Here is a 14962-nt window from a genome sequence, read left to right as displayed (position 1 = left end):
TCTTCTTTTTCATCAGATCACCCAAGGGAGTGGCCACGAGGAGTCTTAATGCGTTCCATATACCGGCGGGCGTAGATTTAGCACTCCCTTAATGGGCTTGTAAGTTTGGTTACTGAAGGGAAGTGACATGGGAACCAAACCATCGCGAACTAGCCTGCTCGACAAGACCTTTCGCGTCAGCCTCATCCTCAAGGGCCTGGACGGCGTTCTGGAGTTGATCGGCGGCATTCTCCTTCTGTTGGTCACTCCCCAACAAATCGGAGACCTGGCCCGCTTCCTCACGCAGCACGAACTCGCCCAAGACCCGCACGACTTCGTGGCGAACAGCCTGCTTCACGTGACCTCGAACCTCTCCGGCTCAGCCACACTGTTCGGAGCCATCTACCTACTGCTCCACGGCCTGGTCAAAATCGTGCTGGTATGGGCCGTCCTGAAGGACAAGCTCTGGGCCTACCCGTGGATGATCGCCTTCCTGCTCGTCTTCATCATTTACCAGGCCTACCGGATCCTCGTGGTCTTCTCCTGGGGTCTCATCCTCCTGACGGCCTTCGACATTTTCATCGTGTGGATCACCGGGCGCGAATACCGCATCCACCGGGCACGGAATCAGCAGCCCTCCCCCACCCCTCAGTCGACCGCCTAAGGCAACCCTCCGCCGTCGGGCCCTCAAGAAAATTCCTCCCACGTGTCCTTTCCGCGCTATCCCGACCGTCGTAGTGATGTAACAACCCACAAGAAGGAGCCAACCATGGAGTACATGCTTTTCATCTGCACCGACCCAACAGCCCCGAAATACGTGGCCGCAGAGGACAACATCGCCGAATGGGGGGCCGAGATGGAATCCCGCGGCGTCGCCCTTCACGGTGACCGGCTGCGCCCCGTCTCGGACGCAACCACTGTCACGGTGCGCGGGGGCGAAGTGCTTGTCTCGGACGGACCGTTCGCCGAGACAAAGGAATGGATCGCCGGCTACGACATCATCAAGTGCGCCGATCTCGACGAAGCTATCGAAGTGGCATCCAAACACCCCATGGCACGATTCGGCAAAATCGAGATCCGCCCCGTCTGGCCCCTCGGCGAGTAACGATCCGAGGCGTCGCGGGCACTGCTGACCGAGGAGGGTGGCATGGCGCCAGAGCTGACTGACGTGCAGACCGCCGTCGCGGCCGCGTCCACAGATGAAACCGCCAGAATCACCGCGACCCTCATCCGGGTCACCGGCGATTGGAACCTGGCCGAGGATTGCGTCCAAGATGCGTTCGCCCGCGCCCTGGCGGACTGGCCCGAGCGCGGCATTCCGCGGAACCCCGGGGCGTGGCTGACCACCGTGGCCAAGAACAAGGCGATCGACCGCTTGCGGAGCGCCGCCAGCGAAAAGCGGGCCGTCCGCGAACTCGCGATTCTCACTGAGCTCGAAGGGCTCGCAGAAGAGGGGATCAGCAATCCAGCGGCCGACGACGACCGGTTGCGGCTCATTCACACCTGCTGTCACCCGGCCCTCCCCTTGGAAGCCCGGGTAGCGCTGACCTTACGCACCGTTGCGGGGCTGACGGTGAGCGAGATCGCCCGCGCATTCCTCGTCTCGGAAGCCACCATGTCGAAAAGGCTCGTCCGGGCCCGCGCCAAAATACGCGACGCCGGCATCCCCTATCGCGTGCCGCCCCCGGAGCTGATCTCCGAACGCACCGGCGGAATCCTGGCCGTGCTCTACCTCATGTTCAACGAAGGCTACTCGGCCACCGGAGGCGACTCCCTGATCCGCGAGCCGCTGGTCCGGGAAGCCATCCGCCTCACCCGCTTATTGCTCGCCCTGCTCTCCGGTTCCCCGCAGGAACCAGAGGCACTGGGTCTCTTGGCGCTCATGCTGTTCCACCACGCCCGGCGAAACACCCGAACAGACGCGGCAGGAGACTTGGTGACTCTCGAAGACCAGAACCGCGAACTATGGGACAGCGCGGCGATCACGGAAGCCACCACGCTCCTCGCAACTGCCGAGCGATGCGGCACCTCACGCCGTATCCAGCCCGGCAGCTACCGTGTCCAGGCCGCCATCGCGGCCTGCCACATGACTGCCCGCACCTCTGACACCACAGACTTCGCCCGGGTGGCAGCACTGTATGACACCCTGGCCCGGATATCGCCGTCGCCGGTCATCGAGCTCAACCGAGCGGTCGCCGTCGCGATGTCCCAAGGACCGGAGGCAGGGCTTTCCCTCATCGAGCAACTGGACCAATCACGGGCACTCGAGGGGTACTACCTCCTACCGGCCGCAAAAGCCGACCTCTTGCGGCGGCTCGGCAGGAAAACCGAAGCCAGCCACGAATACCGGCGGGCCCGGGAACTCGCACCATCCGAGGTGGAACGCCGCTACCTCGGCAGACGACTCGCAGAGACGCTCGCAGAAACGAAGGAGAAAAATGAAACACCTACTGATGATCCCCAACAACGTTGACACCTGGAACGCGCTCCCCGCATCCGAAATCGACCAGATTATGCAAGCTCACGCCTCGTTGCAAAAGGAACTCAGGGCCTCCGGAGAATTCGTGGAAGCCCACGAACTGGGCGAAGAAGCCAAATTCGTCACCAACAACGGCAACGGGCACACCGTGACCGACGGCCCGTTCCTCGAGACCAAGGAAATCGTGGCCGGCTACTACATCGTGGATTGCGTGGACACCGACCGCGCCGTGGAAATTGCGGGCAAGCTCGGAGAAGCCCGGCTGTGGCCCATCGAAGTGCGCCGGATCGACCCCTAAGCAGAAGTTCCCTTTGCCATGATCGCTTCGATTCGATCCACCTCGGCCAGCCCCGAGGGATCAAAGAGCAGGCGTACCGCTTCGTCGCCGGCGGTGAAGCTGCGGGGCGCCCGGGGAAGCTCGATCTTGAGTTTCTCCGGCTGAGTGTTGTCTGTTCCGTCGGTGAAACCGGCAGCTGGCAGGACTCACCAGAGCTTCGACCGTGTTAATTTTTAGGCCATTTCGGGGACCGCAACCTCAGGATCCTCGGCGTCTCGGACCGCATGCAGGCCAAAGATGCTGATCAGTGCGGCTGCCAAGGCTGCCATGGCAACCACAACGTAGGCCAGTTGGAATCCGCTGCCGAGCGCCTGCATGGCGAAGTCGTGGGCTGCCGAACCGCGAACCCCTTCGGGCAGGCTGTTGAGGGCAATCGGTCCGCCGGCTTTGGCGATGCCAAGAGCGGGGTCGAGTTGGTCCACCGGAAGTCCTGAGGACTGCAGGACCGGAATGAGCTGGCTTCCCGCGCTGCTCAGTGCGATCGCGCCGACGATCACGGGTCCGAGGGCGAACCCGAAATCGCGCAGCAGCGAGGAGAGGACGAACATGCCCGTGTCGCGGTTCGTTACCTGGTTGTGCGAGGCGAGGAAGGACCCCGCGCTGATGGCAAGGAATCCGACAGTCAGCAGTCACCGGGTGGGCCGCCGCTACCGTGGTTCATTACGGGCGCCCCAGCTCTCCGTAGTCGTACCTGGTGGAACACTGCTGTTAAGACAGGCTTCGTAGCGGCCAGGGGCGAGCCTCGTTATCGAAATGCCAACCCCTTTGGTCAAAGCTGCGGGTTTCAAGAGGCCCACCACCCTATCAAGGGCCGCGTCTAGTTCCTTTCGAGTCTGAACGGCTACGACGAGATGATCGGGCGCTTCTTGCTTGATCATGATTCCTTACTCCCATGGCACAGTGCGGACGGTATTCGGATACCGCGGATGCCCCTGACGCGGACGGCGTGGGTACCCTCCTGCATGGTCCGCCCCGGTTCGTTCGTTATCCAGAGTGCTTGCCCCTATGCGGAGCAAGGGGAACCAGGCCTTGCAGTCAGGTGGCCCTTGGCGAACATCGCCCCTAGGGACTAATTGCGTCGTCGTGCCGCGGCGGGAAACTACAGATGCGCAGGACCGCACGTGCATCCTGTATCGGGTTCGGCTGGCCGGGTTTCGCTATCGATAATACGGCGGAACCAGTGTGCTGCGTCCGTGGCAAGGGTCGGGCTCCCGTCGTCATTCCACATCTCCACGGATAGCGGACCCGTGTAGCCGACGTTCTGGAGGAAGGTGAGGATGTCGACGAAGGGAACGGAGCCTTTACCGAAAGGTACGCGCCGGAATTCGCCGGGACGTGCATCTTTGAGCTGAATCGCGTGCGCGTAGGGAAGTGCTGTGGCGAGCTGTTCGAGCACGGGTAGCTGGTTACCGGCGAGGTTTCCAACGTCGACGTAGAGCCGCACAGCGGGCACTTCGGCGATGACCGAGAGTGCGTCGTCGACACTCAGAACGTCGGTTCCGTCCATGTTTTCCAATGCGAGGATCACGTTACGTGCGGCGGCGTAGTCGGCTGCTGCTGCGAGGCCGTCGAGGAACCACCCCCGGGCGGGCCGGGTGGTGGGTTCGTAGAACGTGAAGTAGCCGGCGATTTGGACGCATCCAGCGCCGAGATCGGCCGTGAGATCGATGGTGTCCCGGGCAAGGGCTGCGGCCCGCGATCGGACCGCAGGGTCCGCGCTTCCCCAGGGGTAGCGCCGATGGGCGCTGAGCGTGAGTGTGTCAATCGATGCACCCGCTTCCTTAACTGCTCGGCGCACCTCGGCACGTTCATCGGCGGTCCAGTCGAGCCGGGCGAGCCGTTCGAAAGATTCGTCAATGGCAAGTTCGATGAAGTCGTACCCAGCGCGGGCAGCGTGGGCGGCGACCACGCTCGGAGTACCAGGTGGCAGCGCCTTCTCGTAGATGCCCCACCGGTTGCGGACGCCATGCCGTTCGATCATGATCCGGCGCCGATCGGCCGCTGCCCGTACCCGGTCAGGTACCAGTCCCGGGAGGCCTGAACTACCTGCGGCGGCAACGGTTCAACATATCCGCGCAGGATCGCGAGGTGGGCGGCTTCGGCGCATTCCTCCGTGTAGAGAGCGGAGCGCAGGGCTCGTTGCGGGTCGGCGCCAATGGTGAATACACCGTGTGAACGCATCAGCACAGCGGTGCCGACGCCCACATGGGCGACAATTTCGCGGCCGATCTCCTCTTCTCCGATGACGGCGTAGCCAGAAATCGGGATCGGACCGCCAAACAGCGCCGCGTGTGTGGTGGTGAATACGGGGATCGGTTCTCCCCGAAGGGCAAAGGAGGTCGCGTACGGAGAGTGGGTGTGCACGACACCGTTGATGTCTGCCCTCTCCCGGTAGACATACACGTGCGAAACGGTGTCGACCGACGGCCTGTATGGGCCCTCGACGGGAGTGCCGTGCAGGTCGACAACGCTCATGTGCTCGGGACGCAGGACGTCGAACGCGACCCCGGAGGGCTTGATGACGACCAGACCGCTTTCGTCATCTCTGCCGCTGACATTGCCGGAGGTGCCGACCACGAGGCCGTGGGCGAGAAGGTCCAGGTTGGCCTGGCACACTTCTTCTTTGAGTTCTTCGAGCATGGCTTCTCCCTAAAGTGCTTCGAGTTGCTCGGCGCCGACGTCGATTGTCACGTCGGTGTTCCCGATGTCGCTCGGGATCGGGACCTCCAGGCCGAGGGTGGCCGCGATGCGTTCCACAATCCGTCGTGCGGTGAGGTCGTACTTGTCCATCAGATATGCGGCCGAGGCACCATGGGCGAAGGTATCGGGTATCCCGATCCGCAGGAGGGGGACCCCAGCGCCGATCTCGGCCATGCGCTCGGCGACCTCGGTCCCTAGTCCGCCGATGATGTTGTGGTTCTCGACCGTGACCACGAGTGTCTTCGCGGCGCGGATGGCGTCCGCGATTGCGGGGTCGGTGAACGGCTTGTGGGTACTCACGTGACGGTGGGTCACCGTGACCCCGGCGGCCTCGAGGGCCTGCCGGGCCCGGATGGCTTCTTCGGTGCAGATGCCGCTGGAGAAGAGGGTGACCTCCTCCCCGTCGGCAAGATGGCGAATGCGGTCCAGTTCCATTGGGCTATCGAAAAGCCGCGGGAGGGCACCCCTCAGCATCCGGATGTAGACGGGACCGTTCACCCCGTGTGCCACGTCGAGCACGGACTCGACATCGGCCGCGTCCCCGACCTCCAGTACGGTCATGTTCGGCAGTCCGCGCATGAGCGAGATGTCTTCGATGGCCTGGTGCGAGACACCGCCGGGGGTCATGATGCCGGGCAGGAACCCGACCAGTTTTACCGGGAGGTTGGGGTACGCGACGGACATGGCGACCTGGTCGTAGGGGCGGCGGACGAGGAACACTGAAAAGGTGTGCAGATAGGGGACGAATCCTTCGCGTGCCATGCCGCCGGCCCAGCTGAGCATGTTCTGCTCGGCCATGCCGAGACTGAAGAACCTGTCGGGGTAGGCCGCCTTGAACGCAGCAATCTCGGTGGATCCGGTCAGATCTCCTGAAAGGACGACGACTTCGGGCTTGTCGGCGGCCCATGCAACGATGTTGCGGGAGTGGACTTGTGTCTCGATCATGCGAGGATGCCTTTCAGTTCGGCGAGGGCCTGCTCGAACGCTTCGCGGTCCGCGTCGGTCTTGGCTCGCACATAGTGCAAGTGGGGTTTGTTTGCGTTGAGGTACGGCATTCCGCGTGCGGAATCGGTGTAGGCCAAAACGACTAGGGGACGGCCGTCAGCGACCTTGGCCTCGACTGCCTCAGCGATCGCCACCACGTCGTGCCCGTCCACCACGCGGACATCCCAGCCGAACGCGGCGAAGCGGAAATCGATGGGCTCGACGTTCATCACGTCCTTGGTGAAACCGTCGACCTGCTGCCCGTTCACATCGACAAACAGCATAAGGGAATCCAAGCGATAGAACGCCGCCGCCTGCACCCCTTCCCACGTCTGGCCCTCTTCCAGCTCGCCGTCGGAGAGAAATACGGCCGTCCGGCCGGTCTCCCCCCGCAGGCGGCGGGCGAATGCAATCCCGGCGGACTGGCTGAGCGCCTGCCCGAAGGAACCCGTGGTCAGCTCGAAGCCGGGGGAATGCTCGGCCCCGATCATCTCCAAGGTGCTGCCATCGGTGTTGAAGCTCTCCAATGCACCCGGCTCGAGGCGGCCCACCGCCTCAAGCGCCGCATAGATCGCGACAGCATAGTGGGCCGGAGAGATAAGGAACCGATCCCCGTCAGGGAAGTGCGCGCCGTGGAAGCGGCCACCGGAAGGTGAACGGTTCGGGGTGCCCGGAACGCCGGTGAAGGGCTCGGAAGGTAGTGGTCCATCGAGCGGGGCGAGCCGAAGGATGCGCGTGTACAGGGTGGCCAGGACGTCGGCCGAAGAGAGTGCTTGGCTTAGGTAGCAGCCGTCCTTGAGGATGGTCAGCTCCAAGACGCGGGCTCGAATACGACGGGCAACGTCGTTCGCCGTGTCCGTCCAGTCGCCGCGAACGTCGATTGCGCCGGGGTGTGTTGTCATCGAAGGTTCCTTGCTCGTAGTTGGTTGGGGCGATTGATGCCGTTATCGGCGCAGCCGTGAGGCAGAGCCGAGCATGACCGCGTCGAGTTCTCCACGAGTCGTGACGACCTGTTCGCCCGTCTGCGCAAGGGCGAGGGCTGCCATCGCCGCCCCTTGCTCGACGGCGACCTCCACATGGCCATCCAGCCAGCCGTGTAAGAAGCCAGCGGCGAGGCCGTCGCCGGCACCGAGTCGGTCGATGATGTCCACCGGCAGTGCAGGCACGGTGACGCGTCGACCGTCAAGGAATGCGAACACGCCCAGCTCGCCGCAGCTCATGATGATGTAGCGTGCCTTGGTGAGCGCCAGCGCTGCGTCCAAGGCCTTGGCGGGATCCGGGTCGTAGCCGTACAAGGTCTGCAGGTCCTCGTGGCGCACGAAGAGAATCTCGGCACGTTCAATGAAGGGCTGCAGTGCGCGGGTGGCTTCCCGAGGGTTCCAGAGGTTCGCCCGGTAGTTCACGTCAAACGACACCGGCACTCCGGCCGCCTCCGCCCGGTCGAGGGTCTCGGTCAGGATCTCCATCACCGTCGGCGACAGGGCAGCGGTGATGCCGGTCAAATGGATAATGCGAGTGTCGAGCAGGAGGTCCCAGTCCACGTCCGCGACGGTCATCCGCGTGAACGCGGTATCCGCGCGGTCGAAGTACACCTGGGTGGGTCGTGGTGCTGGCCCGTATTCAACGTAGTATGTCCCGAGGCGCCCTACCGTGGCATGGTGCACGCCGGCTAGGTCGACGCCGTAGGACCGCAGCTGGCACTCGACGCGGCGGGCCAGCGGAGTTTCTGGGAGTGCACTCACCCAGCCGGCTTTCCAACCGAGGGAGGCGAGGCCGCTGAGGACGTTCGCCTCGGCCCCGGCGACGTTGACATCCAGGGATGCGGTGCGCTCGAGCCGGACTCCGGATGGCACGCTGAAGCGCAGGCCGCCCTCGCCGATCGCGGTGACGTCGAACCTGCTCACGCCAGGTTCACCCCCCGGGCGCGTGTATCGAGTTCCGCGCGGAGCCCGGCAGCCGCCGCGGCCGGGTCGGCTGCGCCGACGATAGCCGAGCCGATCGCAACGGTGTCGAAGGCGAGGCCCCCTGAGTCCACGAGTTCACCGGCCTTGATGCCACCGGCGAGGGTGACGTGCGCGGCACCAAGATCCATCGCCCCGAGCCGGGCCAGGATCGCGGCGATCTCGTCGTCGTCGCGAAGGGGGCCGAGCTTGGAGCGGTGTGCAATGATGTGGCCCACACCCGCGTCGACCCACCGCAGTACTTCGTTCTCGCTCCAGGACGCGCCCAGCTCCACCTCGACATCGCCGCCGGCGGATCTTGCCGCCCTAACGGCTCCCTCGATGACCGCAGGCCCTGATTCGCCTATCACGGTGACGCGGTCCGCTCCGGCCGCGAAAGCCATCGCGGCGAACTTCTCGCCGGCGCGGGCTATGCGGATGTCCGCTACCACCGGCTTGTCGGGAAATACGGCGCGCAATGCCGTGACCGCTCGGAGTCCGTCGTTGAGGCACAGGACGGTCCCGACCTCGATCACGTCAACGACGTTCCGGCAGGCGTGGGCCATGGCAAGAGCGGTCCCTGTGTCTTTGGTATCCAACGCGAGCTGGATGGCGACGTGGCCCATCACGAGGCGGGAGCGAAGCTAAACGCCCGGGCGGGGTTGGTGTACATGAACTTGTGAATCTGTTCCTCGGTGAGGCCCTCCTCAAGCAGGCGCGGGATAAAACGCTGCTTGATCCACTGCCAACCGGGGCCGAATCCGTAGACCGTGTGGTGGGAGCGGCGACCCATGTCGTTGCAAAGCATCACCTGGTCCTCAAATCCGTCGGCGACGAGCTGGCGCAGCAGATCGATGCGGACGCTGTCCGGGTAATATTTGGCCTTGCCCGGGCCGTCGTAGATCAGGTTAGCGCCGGTCTCGAGCATCTTGCGGTGGTACCAAAGGTCAGGGTTGCGGTCGACGTGCGCGACAGTCATGCGTGTGAGATCGAAGCCCTCGGATGCGGCGATCTCGAGCTGTTCAATGCCCATAGTGCCGCCCGTGGTATGGGTGCTGATCGGGGCGCCGGTCTTGTTGGCGGCCAGCACGGCGGCGCGGATGACCATGTCTTCACCCGGCGTCACATACATGTAGGCGGTGCCGACCTTGATCCAGCCGGCCCGCGCCTCGGTGCCGTCCATGCCGACCTCGATGTCATTGATCATCTCCTGAGCGATGTCGTCGACCCCTCGGTCGGTGATATTCGGCTCCATGCCGTGTTCCTGGCAGATGTAACCGGTGCAGGCGATGACGTGCACGCCGGTCTCCTGTGCTGCCTTCAGCATGCCGGCGGCGTTGCGCCCCCAGGTCTTCGGGGTGGCCTCGATGATCGTGCCTCCACCGATCTCCTTGTATTCGGTGAGCATCTGCACGGCCTTGCCGTAGTCGTTCAAGAGATGGTCGTCTTCGTTCTTGCTTCCGTGCCCCTGGGGGTGGGTGAGGATGTGCTCGTGGGGCATCGTATAGCCCATTTCCGTTGACTCGATGTCTCCGAGCACTGTACGGCTGAAGGGTGCCATGGTTAATCTCCTTTGATTGGGTCCGGGGATGGTAGGTGATGGTGACTTTCTTGATGCTTGCCGTTTCGATGTCATGGGGACTGCGGCCCTTGGTTTCGACGGCGAACAGGTAGATGATCGCGCCGAGCAAAAGCGGGCCCCTCTCTACCGGCAATGAACTGTGCTGCTTCAAATCGTGGCTCTCGGCGCTCGGGTTGCTCCAACTCAGCGTGGACGGATTTGCTCCATTGGCTTAATAACCACTGATATGCGTCCGAAGCCATCGATGAATCCCCCGCGTCATTCCACATTTCAATGGATAGTGGCATGTCGGGACTTTGTTTCGATATCTCCCGAAAGACATCTGAAAATGGCACGGTTCCCTCTCCATAGGGAACCCGCCTAAATTCACCGGGGCGGGCGTCTTTCAATTGAACTCCAAACGCCACCGGAAGTGCACTCTTTAATTGGGCGGTGACGTCATGCTCACTGCCCGCCAGGTTTCCAACGTCGACATAGAGTTTGAGCGACTCCGATTCGACAGCTCCCAAGACTTCCAGCCCCTCGTCAACGGTCGTGATGTCGGAGTCGTCAACGTTCTCCAGCGCGAGAACGACGCCTCGTTTCTCGGCCAGCGGCAAACTGCGTGCAAGGCCGTCCAGAAAGTAATTTCGAGCATTTTTGTGCGCCGGTTCGGAGCGGGTGAAGTAGCCGGCGATCTGGACGCAGCTTGCTTCCAGGTCATAGGCCAGCTCGATGGCGTCCTTTGCAAGCCAATCTGCTCGTGATCGAGTCTCTGGGTCCGAACTTCCCCAAGGGAACCTGCGATGGGCACTTAAGGCGACCGTCATGATCTGCACTGACCGCGATGACGCGGCCTGGAGCACACGGCGGCGCTCGGCAGCACTCCACTGCAGGCGCGCAATGCACTGATCCGATGCGTCGATCGAAAGTTCGTAATAGTCGTAGCCTGACTCACGAACGAGCTCAAAAGTACTTTTCCAGCTCAGTCCGCCAGGCAGCGCCTTCTCATGGATGCCGATCGGGTGGGCCACTGCCATGCTCCTTGTCTAATGATCGAACACCGAGCCTTATGAACCAGATCTGGCCGTATTCCGGGCTCCGCCGTTCCTCGGAGTTTAGTGAAGCTGATTGCCTGACTCAATTGCCCAGTGAACGTATGTTCATCCAAGCTCAAGCAGGGTCTAGTATTTTCTTCTGGCGTAAGCGATGATTTGATCCAAAATGCTCTAACAATTGAACATTTGATCATGCAGGCTTTGGCGGGCAATATTTGCCAGGGATGCTACACACGTTCAACCTGGTTGCGAAACTCTCCGGCGGGGACGTTTGGCTCTGGTTGATCCGAGGACGGGAGAATCGGGACATGGAAAGCAACCGTAGGTTGCCAACCGCCGACGGTGGCCCAAAGTCCGTTCCGACGGATTGGGACGAGGATCCGAAGAGGCGACGCGCCGTCCATCTGGTGGAAATCGCTCGCCAGTACTACGAGGAGGGCATGAGCCAGGAGCAGATTGCTCGGCGAATCGGATACTCCCGCCCAACCGTCTCCCGGATGCTCGAGGAAGCGCGGCGAACCGGCGTCGTGCAGATACAGATCAGCCATCCGCTGGAGCGCCTGACTCACCTCGAACACCTGATCGAGTCTCGCTACGGCGTGCAGCATGTTCGAGTAACCGCCAATTCGGCTCCCCAATCGGGAGTCAATGACGTCGGGCGCGCAGCCGCTGAATTGCTGTCCCGTATATTGAGGCCCGGCATGACCATCGGTTTGTCGAATGGACGTACCCATATGGCGATGGTCGAATCGTCGCAATCATGCAAGCCGATGGACCTGACGGTCGTACAAATGGTGGGTTCCCTGGGTGGCAATAACCAATTGCTGGATGGCCCGGAGCTGTGTCGCCGCTTCGCAAACGCATATAGTTCTTCTTACCGGGTCCTCAACGCTCCGCTGTTTGCGCCGAACGCTAGGATCGCCGCGGCTCTGCTGTCCGAGCCAACGATTTCGGCAACCCTGGATCTCGCAGCAGCGGCGGACCTCGCAGTCGTGGGTATCGGCGCAAGTTTCCGCCGCCCCTCCGGGGTATTCAATGGCTCTCTGACTCCGGATCATATCCGGGCTCTGCAGAATCACGGGGCAGTCGGGCACATCCTGGGCCAATTCATCAACGCGGATGGTCACGTCGTCGATAGCCCACACAAAGATCTTGTGGTTGGTCTGTCGATGGAACGACTTCGGCACATTCCACATGTGATAGCGATTTGCTCGGGTGCCGAAAAGGCCGCTGCCATCGCAGCCGCGCTGGGGGGGAACCTGGTCAACAGCCTGATCTTGGACTCTGAAGCTGCCCAAGAGTTGGCTTATCTCCCGGTAAGATCGGGAAAAAGCCATCGCTGAGGCGAATCAAACATTCTGACCGGCATCAATATTGGCATGGTGGCTGGTCCAATTTCCGTCGATGGCCGGGGCCAAGAAACTCGCGTAGCCGCCATTTCGCTCAGCGAAGGCCGTCAGTTGTGGTCCCATCGGCCCAGGGTGTGGCCGGACACATTGTTTTGTAGACGAGAAGACCTCCGGACGAGGACCAGGCCGCTAGAATCAGGTTCCTGCCTCGTCCGGAGAGCTTCTTTGTTCTAATCTCCCATGCTCGTTCCTTTGATTACTGACAGCGGCTATCGGCTGCCGAGCAATTTGGTAAGTCGAAGGGCCATAATCTTCCGTTCTTCCGCCACCGTGGCTTGCAACTCTTTCTCGGTATCGTTGCCCTGGCGGGTTCGTAACTCGTCCAAGATCGCTGAAGCCGGTCGGCCCGTTGCGCATACCACAAAGAGGCGGCCAAAGGTCTTTTCGTACCTTCGGCTTTCTTCCTCCAGTGCTGTCAGAGTTTCATCGAGCCCTGCTGCGATCGCCCGCTGTTCCTGCTGATCCCAGCGCGACAGACCTTCCTGCCGGCCGAGTCTTGCGTGACTTGCGAACGCTTCAAGCCAATCATCGTCGCCGAGTCCGCCGGCTGCATCCGAGGCGGCCCTGAGGACGGAATCCAAACTGTCGTAAGGCCCGTGTCTAAGAACCGTACGGGCCCACTTGGTGCTGGAGCAACATGACAGGAGTGCTTTCTCGGCGATTTCGGCGGGGACATTGTTGAGCCACTTCAGGCACATACGGGCCCGTTCCCCGGCCTCGATCTGATTGGTCTTTTCCCAGTCCGCGCTTCGCGGGTCGGGAAATGCCACCCCAAGAACTCTTGGGGGTATGGGACCCGGAACTGATCCGGTCGGTGCCCGCCACCTAAGGTGGGTAGCCCACCTGGCCTGAGCAGTCCCGTCCTCCCCTGCGGCCCAGGTACCGGACTCGTTGAACACACCAATCCTGGGCCACGCCCAACCATCGCCTGAGAGCGTCGGTGGTCCGTCCCCGCAATATCCCTCAATTTGGACCCCGTTCAGGCCTGCGGCTCCGGCCGCTGAAACCCTCAGCACCCATCCTGGGCGTTCAAGTTCGACCAGTCGCCAGTTTCCGCCGGATTCCGAGGCGGCGAGCGATGCTTCCGTCGTGTTGAGCGACGATGGTTCTCTGGTTAGCTCCGTCTCCCCCGCCATGTCCTCCGTCAGCATCGAAGCGGTCTCAGCGGTAATCGGGAAGGGTGTCCGGACGCTCTTCCGTGTACAGCCTGATCTCGATTCCATCGGGGTCCTTGATGTGCGGAATTACCCAGCCCAAATGGCCCTGATAGACCTCGGGATGCTCAATGTTCAAGTTTGTCAAATGCTTGGCCCACAAGGCCAACGCTGCCCTGTCCTTCACAGCCAGAGCCACCGGGTCGAATCCCTTGGTCGCGGCCGCCATTGCCGGATCGGTGCGCAAAATGATGCGCGCCCCGGATGGATGCATGATGCTAAATCCGGTGCGTACTCCGTGTTCAATGAATTCCGACTCAACTTCAAAGCCGAACACATCCTGATACCAGGCCAGGCTGCGATCCAGATCGGAGACCGGGATGCGGGCATTGTGCAATCCAGTCAGGGGCGGTCGAACCGTGGTCGTCTTCTCGGGCATGATATTTCTCCATTGTTATATTGGAATTACATTGGGTGTTGAAAAGGATTTGAGGCCGAGCAGAGAAAAACGGGGTCCGCTCGTTCTCATCGTGCTGGAGGTCAGGACTCCGATGGGGCCAGTCCCAGCTTGCCCGGGTCCCAACCTGTTCCGGGCACCGCTGCTCGAAGGCGCTGCGTGTATGGATGCTCAGGATGATCCAGAATGCGGGGTGTCGGGCCGCTTTCAATGATTTCTCCGTGATACATGACCAACAGGTCGTCGGCAACCTGCCGCGCAACCGCAAGATTATGGGTGATCAGGACGTAGGCAATATCTGAGTTTTCGCGGATGTCATTCAGAAGATTGAGGACCTGTGCCTGGACCGAAACGTCGAGTGCCGCGAGTGCTTCATCGAGCACCAACACTTTGGGTCGTGCGGCCAACGCCCGCGCGATTGCCACCCGCTGTCTTTGCCCACCGGACAAGGCCGGGGAAGCAGACGTCCTTGGATCTCGCTCAGTCCGACTTGCTCGAGCAGCTGATTTGTACGTGTGCGACACTCATCACGAGTCAGGTCGAAATGGAGCATTACCATCTCAGCAACGGCATCTTCGGCAGACTGGCGTGGATCGAGAGACGAATATGGGTCTTGAAACACCATCTGTACTTCTCGTCCCCGGCGCCGGCGTTCTGCCGAGGAAACGCTGGACCAGGTTCTCTCCCGACCGCAGACGCTGACACTTCCCGCGGTGGGTTGCTCAAGCCCGACAATAATTCGGGCGGTCGTGGACTTCCCGGAGCCCGATTCCCCTACGATTCCAATCGACTGGCCGCGAGACAACGTAAAACTGACGTTGTTGACGGCCGTAATTTCTCCCTTCTTGGACAATTTGGTTTTGGCATGGAACGTCTTGGTCAGATGGTCCACTTTCAGAACGAG

At 61.9% G+C, this 14962-nt stretch carries 19 protein-coding genes and 1 pseudogene; 5 read left to right on the top strand and 15 right to left on the bottom strand.

Annotated features, from left to right (window positions below):
• The first annotated feature begins 127 nt into the window (after positions 1 to 127).
• The 4 genes from ABD884_RS02290 (at position 128) to ABD884_RS02275 (ending at position 2756) form a co-directional block, all read left to right on the top strand.
• Entirely contained in the window at positions 128 to 643 is a 516-nt protein-coding gene (locus ABD884_RS02290; RefSeq protein WP_345035334.1) for a DUF2127 domain-containing protein, read from the top strand.
• Between the two features lie 105 nt (positions 644 to 748).
• The gene (locus ABD884_RS02285; RefSeq protein ID WP_345035330.1) at positions 749 to 1084 is read left to right on the top strand and encodes a YciI family protein; all 336 of its coding nucleotides are present in this window, start codon (positions 749 to 751) and stop codon (positions 1082 to 1084) included.
• A gap of 42 nt (positions 1085 to 1126) precedes the next feature.
• Entirely contained in the window at positions 1127 to 2452 is a 1326-nt protein-coding gene (locus ABD884_RS02280) for an RNA polymerase sigma factor (protein ID WP_345035325.1), read from the top strand.
• Positions 2418 to 2756, top strand: a complete 339-nt coding sequence (locus tag ABD884_RS02275; RefSeq protein ID WP_345035319.1) for a YciI family protein — start codon at positions 2418 to 2420, stop codon at positions 2754 to 2756. The genes ABD884_RS02280 and ABD884_RS02275 overlap by 35 nt, the downstream gene beginning before the upstream one ends.
• Before the next feature lie 212 nt (positions 2757 to 2968).
• Here ABD884_RS02275 and ABD884_RS02270 read toward each other — a convergent pair whose 3' ends face one another.
• From ABD884_RS02270 to ABD884_RS02225, 10 genes are all read right to left on the bottom strand, one after another.
• Entirely contained in the window at positions 2969 to 3343 is a 375-nt protein-coding gene (locus tag ABD884_RS02270; protein ID WP_345035314.1) for a hypothetical protein, read from the bottom strand.
• 99 nt (positions 3344 to 3442) lie between these two features.
• On the bottom strand, positions 3443 to 3673 hold the full coding sequence (locus ABD884_RS02265; RefSeq protein ID WP_345035311.1) for a hypothetical protein: 231 nt from the start codon (positions 3671 to 3673) through the stop codon (positions 3443 to 3445).
• Positions 3674 to 3894: 221 nt separating this feature from the next.
• Complete coding sequence (locus ABD884_RS02260; protein WP_345035307.1) at positions 3895 to 4776, bottom strand: L-ribulose-5-phosphate 3-epimerase; 882 nt, start codon at positions 4774 to 4776, stop codon at positions 3895 to 3897.
• Positions 4773 to 5435, bottom strand: coding sequence for an L-ribulose-5-phosphate 4-epimerase (locus ABD884_RS02255; RefSeq protein WP_345035297.1), 663 nt, complete (start codon positions 5433 to 5435; stop codon positions 4773 to 4775). The genes ABD884_RS02260 and ABD884_RS02255 overlap by 4 nt, the downstream gene beginning before the upstream one ends.
• Positions 5436 to 5444: 9 nt before the next feature.
• On the bottom strand, positions 5445 to 6440 hold the full coding sequence (locus ABD884_RS02250) for a transketolase family protein (RefSeq protein WP_345035293.1): 996 nt from the start codon (positions 6438 to 6440) through the stop codon (positions 5445 to 5447).
• Entirely contained in the window at positions 6437 to 7381 is a 945-nt protein-coding gene (locus ABD884_RS02245) for a transketolase (RefSeq protein WP_345035288.1), read from the bottom strand. The genes ABD884_RS02250 and ABD884_RS02245 overlap by 4 nt, the downstream gene beginning before the upstream one ends.
• A 42-nt stretch (positions 7382 to 7423) precedes the next feature.
• The gene (locus ABD884_RS02240) at positions 7424 to 8383 is read right to left on the bottom strand and encodes a sugar kinase (RefSeq protein WP_345035285.1); all 960 of its coding nucleotides are present in this window, start codon (positions 8381 to 8383) and stop codon (positions 7424 to 7426) included.
• Entirely contained in the window at positions 8380 to 9045 is a 666-nt protein-coding gene (locus tag ABD884_RS02235; protein WP_345054411.1) for an orotidine 5'-phosphate decarboxylase / HUMPS family protein, read from the bottom strand. Before ABD884_RS02235 ends, ABD884_RS02240 begins: the two co-directional genes overlap by 4 nt.
• Complete coding sequence (locus tag ABD884_RS02230) at positions 9045 to 9980, bottom strand: phosphotriesterase family protein (protein ID WP_345035282.1); 936 nt, start codon at positions 9978 to 9980, stop codon at positions 9045 to 9047. Before ABD884_RS02230 ends, ABD884_RS02235 begins: the two co-directional genes overlap by 1 nt.
• 71 nt (positions 9981 to 10051) lie before the next feature.
• The gene (locus tag ABD884_RS02225; protein WP_345035279.1) at positions 10052 to 11014 is read right to left on the bottom strand and encodes an L-ribulose-5-phosphate 3-epimerase; all 963 of its coding nucleotides are present in this window, start codon (positions 11012 to 11014) and stop codon (positions 10052 to 10054) included.
• A 332-nt stretch (positions 11015 to 11346) separates the two neighbouring features.
• Here ABD884_RS02225 and ABD884_RS02220 point away from each other — a divergent pair, with 332 nt between their 5' ends.
• The gene (locus tag ABD884_RS02220; protein WP_345035272.1) at positions 11347 to 12381 is read left to right on the top strand and encodes a sugar-binding transcriptional regulator; all 1035 of its coding nucleotides are present in this window, start codon (positions 11347 to 11349) and stop codon (positions 12379 to 12381) included.
• A gap of 6 nt (positions 12382 to 12387) precedes the next feature.
• Here ABD884_RS02220 and ABD884_RS02215 read toward each other — a convergent pair whose 3' ends face one another.
• From ABD884_RS02215 to ABD884_RS26130, 5 genes and pseudogenes are all read right to left on the bottom strand, one after another.
• The gene (locus ABD884_RS02215; RefSeq protein ID WP_345035269.1) at positions 12388 to 12510 is read right to left on the bottom strand and encodes a hypothetical protein; all 123 of its coding nucleotides are present in this window, start codon (positions 12508 to 12510) and stop codon (positions 12388 to 12390) included.
• 146 nt (positions 12511 to 12656) lie between these two features.
• Positions 12657 to 13670, bottom strand: a complete 1014-nt coding sequence (locus ABD884_RS02210; RefSeq protein ID WP_345035266.1) for a 2-oxo-4-hydroxy-4-carboxy-5-ureidoimidazoline decarboxylase — start codon at positions 13668 to 13670, stop codon at positions 12657 to 12659.
• Entirely contained in the window at positions 13609 to 14040 is a 432-nt protein-coding gene (locus ABD884_RS02205; RefSeq protein WP_345035264.1) for a VOC family protein, read from the bottom strand. The genes ABD884_RS02210 and ABD884_RS02205 overlap by 62 nt, the downstream gene beginning before the upstream one ends.
• Before the next feature lie 101 nt (positions 14041 to 14141).
• Complete coding sequence (locus ABD884_RS26135) at positions 14142 to 14483, bottom strand: ABC transporter ATP-binding protein (RefSeq protein WP_425548310.1); 342 nt, start codon at positions 14481 to 14483, stop codon at positions 14142 to 14144.
• Positions 14484 to 14950: pseudogene (locus tag ABD884_RS26130) on the bottom strand (ATP-binding cassette domain-containing protein); the annotation flags it as partial.
• Positions 14951 to 14962 lie beyond the last annotated feature (12 nt).

Origin of the sequence: Arthrobacter methylotrophus, assembly GCF_039539965.1 — a bacterium.
Lineage (GTDB): Bacteria > Actinomycetota > Actinomycetes > Actinomycetales > Micrococcaceae > Arthrobacter > Arthrobacter methylotrophus.
This window is presented reverse-complemented; position numbering and strand designations above follow the sequence as displayed.

Excerpts from the sequence above, each read along its gene's own strand:
- ABD884_RS02290 (WP_345035334.1), top strand. The coding sequence starts at position 128 with ATGGGAACCAAACCATCGCGAACTAGCCTGCTCGACAAGACCTTTCGC.
- ABD884_RS02285 (WP_345035330.1), top strand. The coding sequence starts at position 749 with ATGGAGTACATGCTTTTCATCTGCACCGACCCAACAGCCCCGAAATAC.
- ABD884_RS02280 (WP_345035325.1), top strand. The coding sequence starts at position 1,127 with ATGGCGCCAGAGCTGACTGACGTGCAGACCGCCGTCGCGGCCGCGTCC.
- ABD884_RS02275 (WP_345035319.1), top strand. The coding sequence starts at position 2,418 with ATGAAACACCTACTGATGATCCCCAACAACGTTGACACCTGGAACGCG.
- ABD884_RS02270 (WP_345035314.1), bottom strand. The coding sequence starts at position 3,343 with ATGTTCGTCCTCTCCTCGCTGCTGCGCGATTTCGGGTTCGCCCTCGGA.
- ABD884_RS02265 (WP_345035311.1), bottom strand. The coding sequence starts at position 3,673 with ATGATCAAGCAAGAAGCGCCCGATCATCTCGTCGTAGCCGTTCAGACT.
- ABD884_RS02260 (WP_345035307.1), bottom strand. The coding sequence starts at position 4,776 with ATGATCGAACGGCATGGCGTCCGCAACCGGTGGGGCATCTACGAGAAG.
- ABD884_RS02255 (WP_345035297.1), bottom strand. The coding sequence starts at position 5,435 with ATGCTCGAAGAACTCAAAGAAGAAGTGTGCCAGGCCAACCTGGACCTT.
- ABD884_RS02250 (WP_345035293.1), bottom strand. The coding sequence starts at position 6,440 with ATGATCGAGACACAAGTCCACTCCCGCAACATCGTTGCATGGGCCGCC.
- ABD884_RS02245 (WP_345035288.1), bottom strand. The coding sequence starts at position 7,381 with ATGACAACACACCCCGGCGCAATCGACGTTCGCGGCGACTGGACGGAC.
- ABD884_RS02235 (WP_345054411.1), bottom strand. The coding sequence starts at position 9,045 with ATGGGCCACGTCGCCATCCAGCTCGCGTTGGATACCAAAGACACAGGG.
- ABD884_RS02230 (WP_345035282.1), bottom strand. The coding sequence starts at position 9,980 with ATGGCACCCTTCAGCCGTACAGTGCTCGGAGACATCGAGTCAACGGAA.
- ABD884_RS02220 (WP_345035272.1), top strand. The coding sequence starts at position 11,347 with ATGGAAAGCAACCGTAGGTTGCCAACCGCCGACGGTGGCCCAAAGTCC.
- ABD884_RS02215 (WP_345035269.1), bottom strand. The coding sequence starts at position 12,510 with ATGGGACCACAACTGACGGCCTTCGCTGAGCGAAATGGCGGCTACGCG.
- ABD884_RS02210 (WP_345035266.1), bottom strand. The coding sequence starts at position 13,670 with ATGGAATCGAGATCAGGCTGTACACGGAAGAGCGTCCGGACACCCTTC.
- ABD884_RS02205 (WP_345035264.1), bottom strand. The coding sequence starts at position 14,040 with ATGCCCGAGAAGACGACCACGGTTCGACCGCCCCTGACTGGATTGCAC.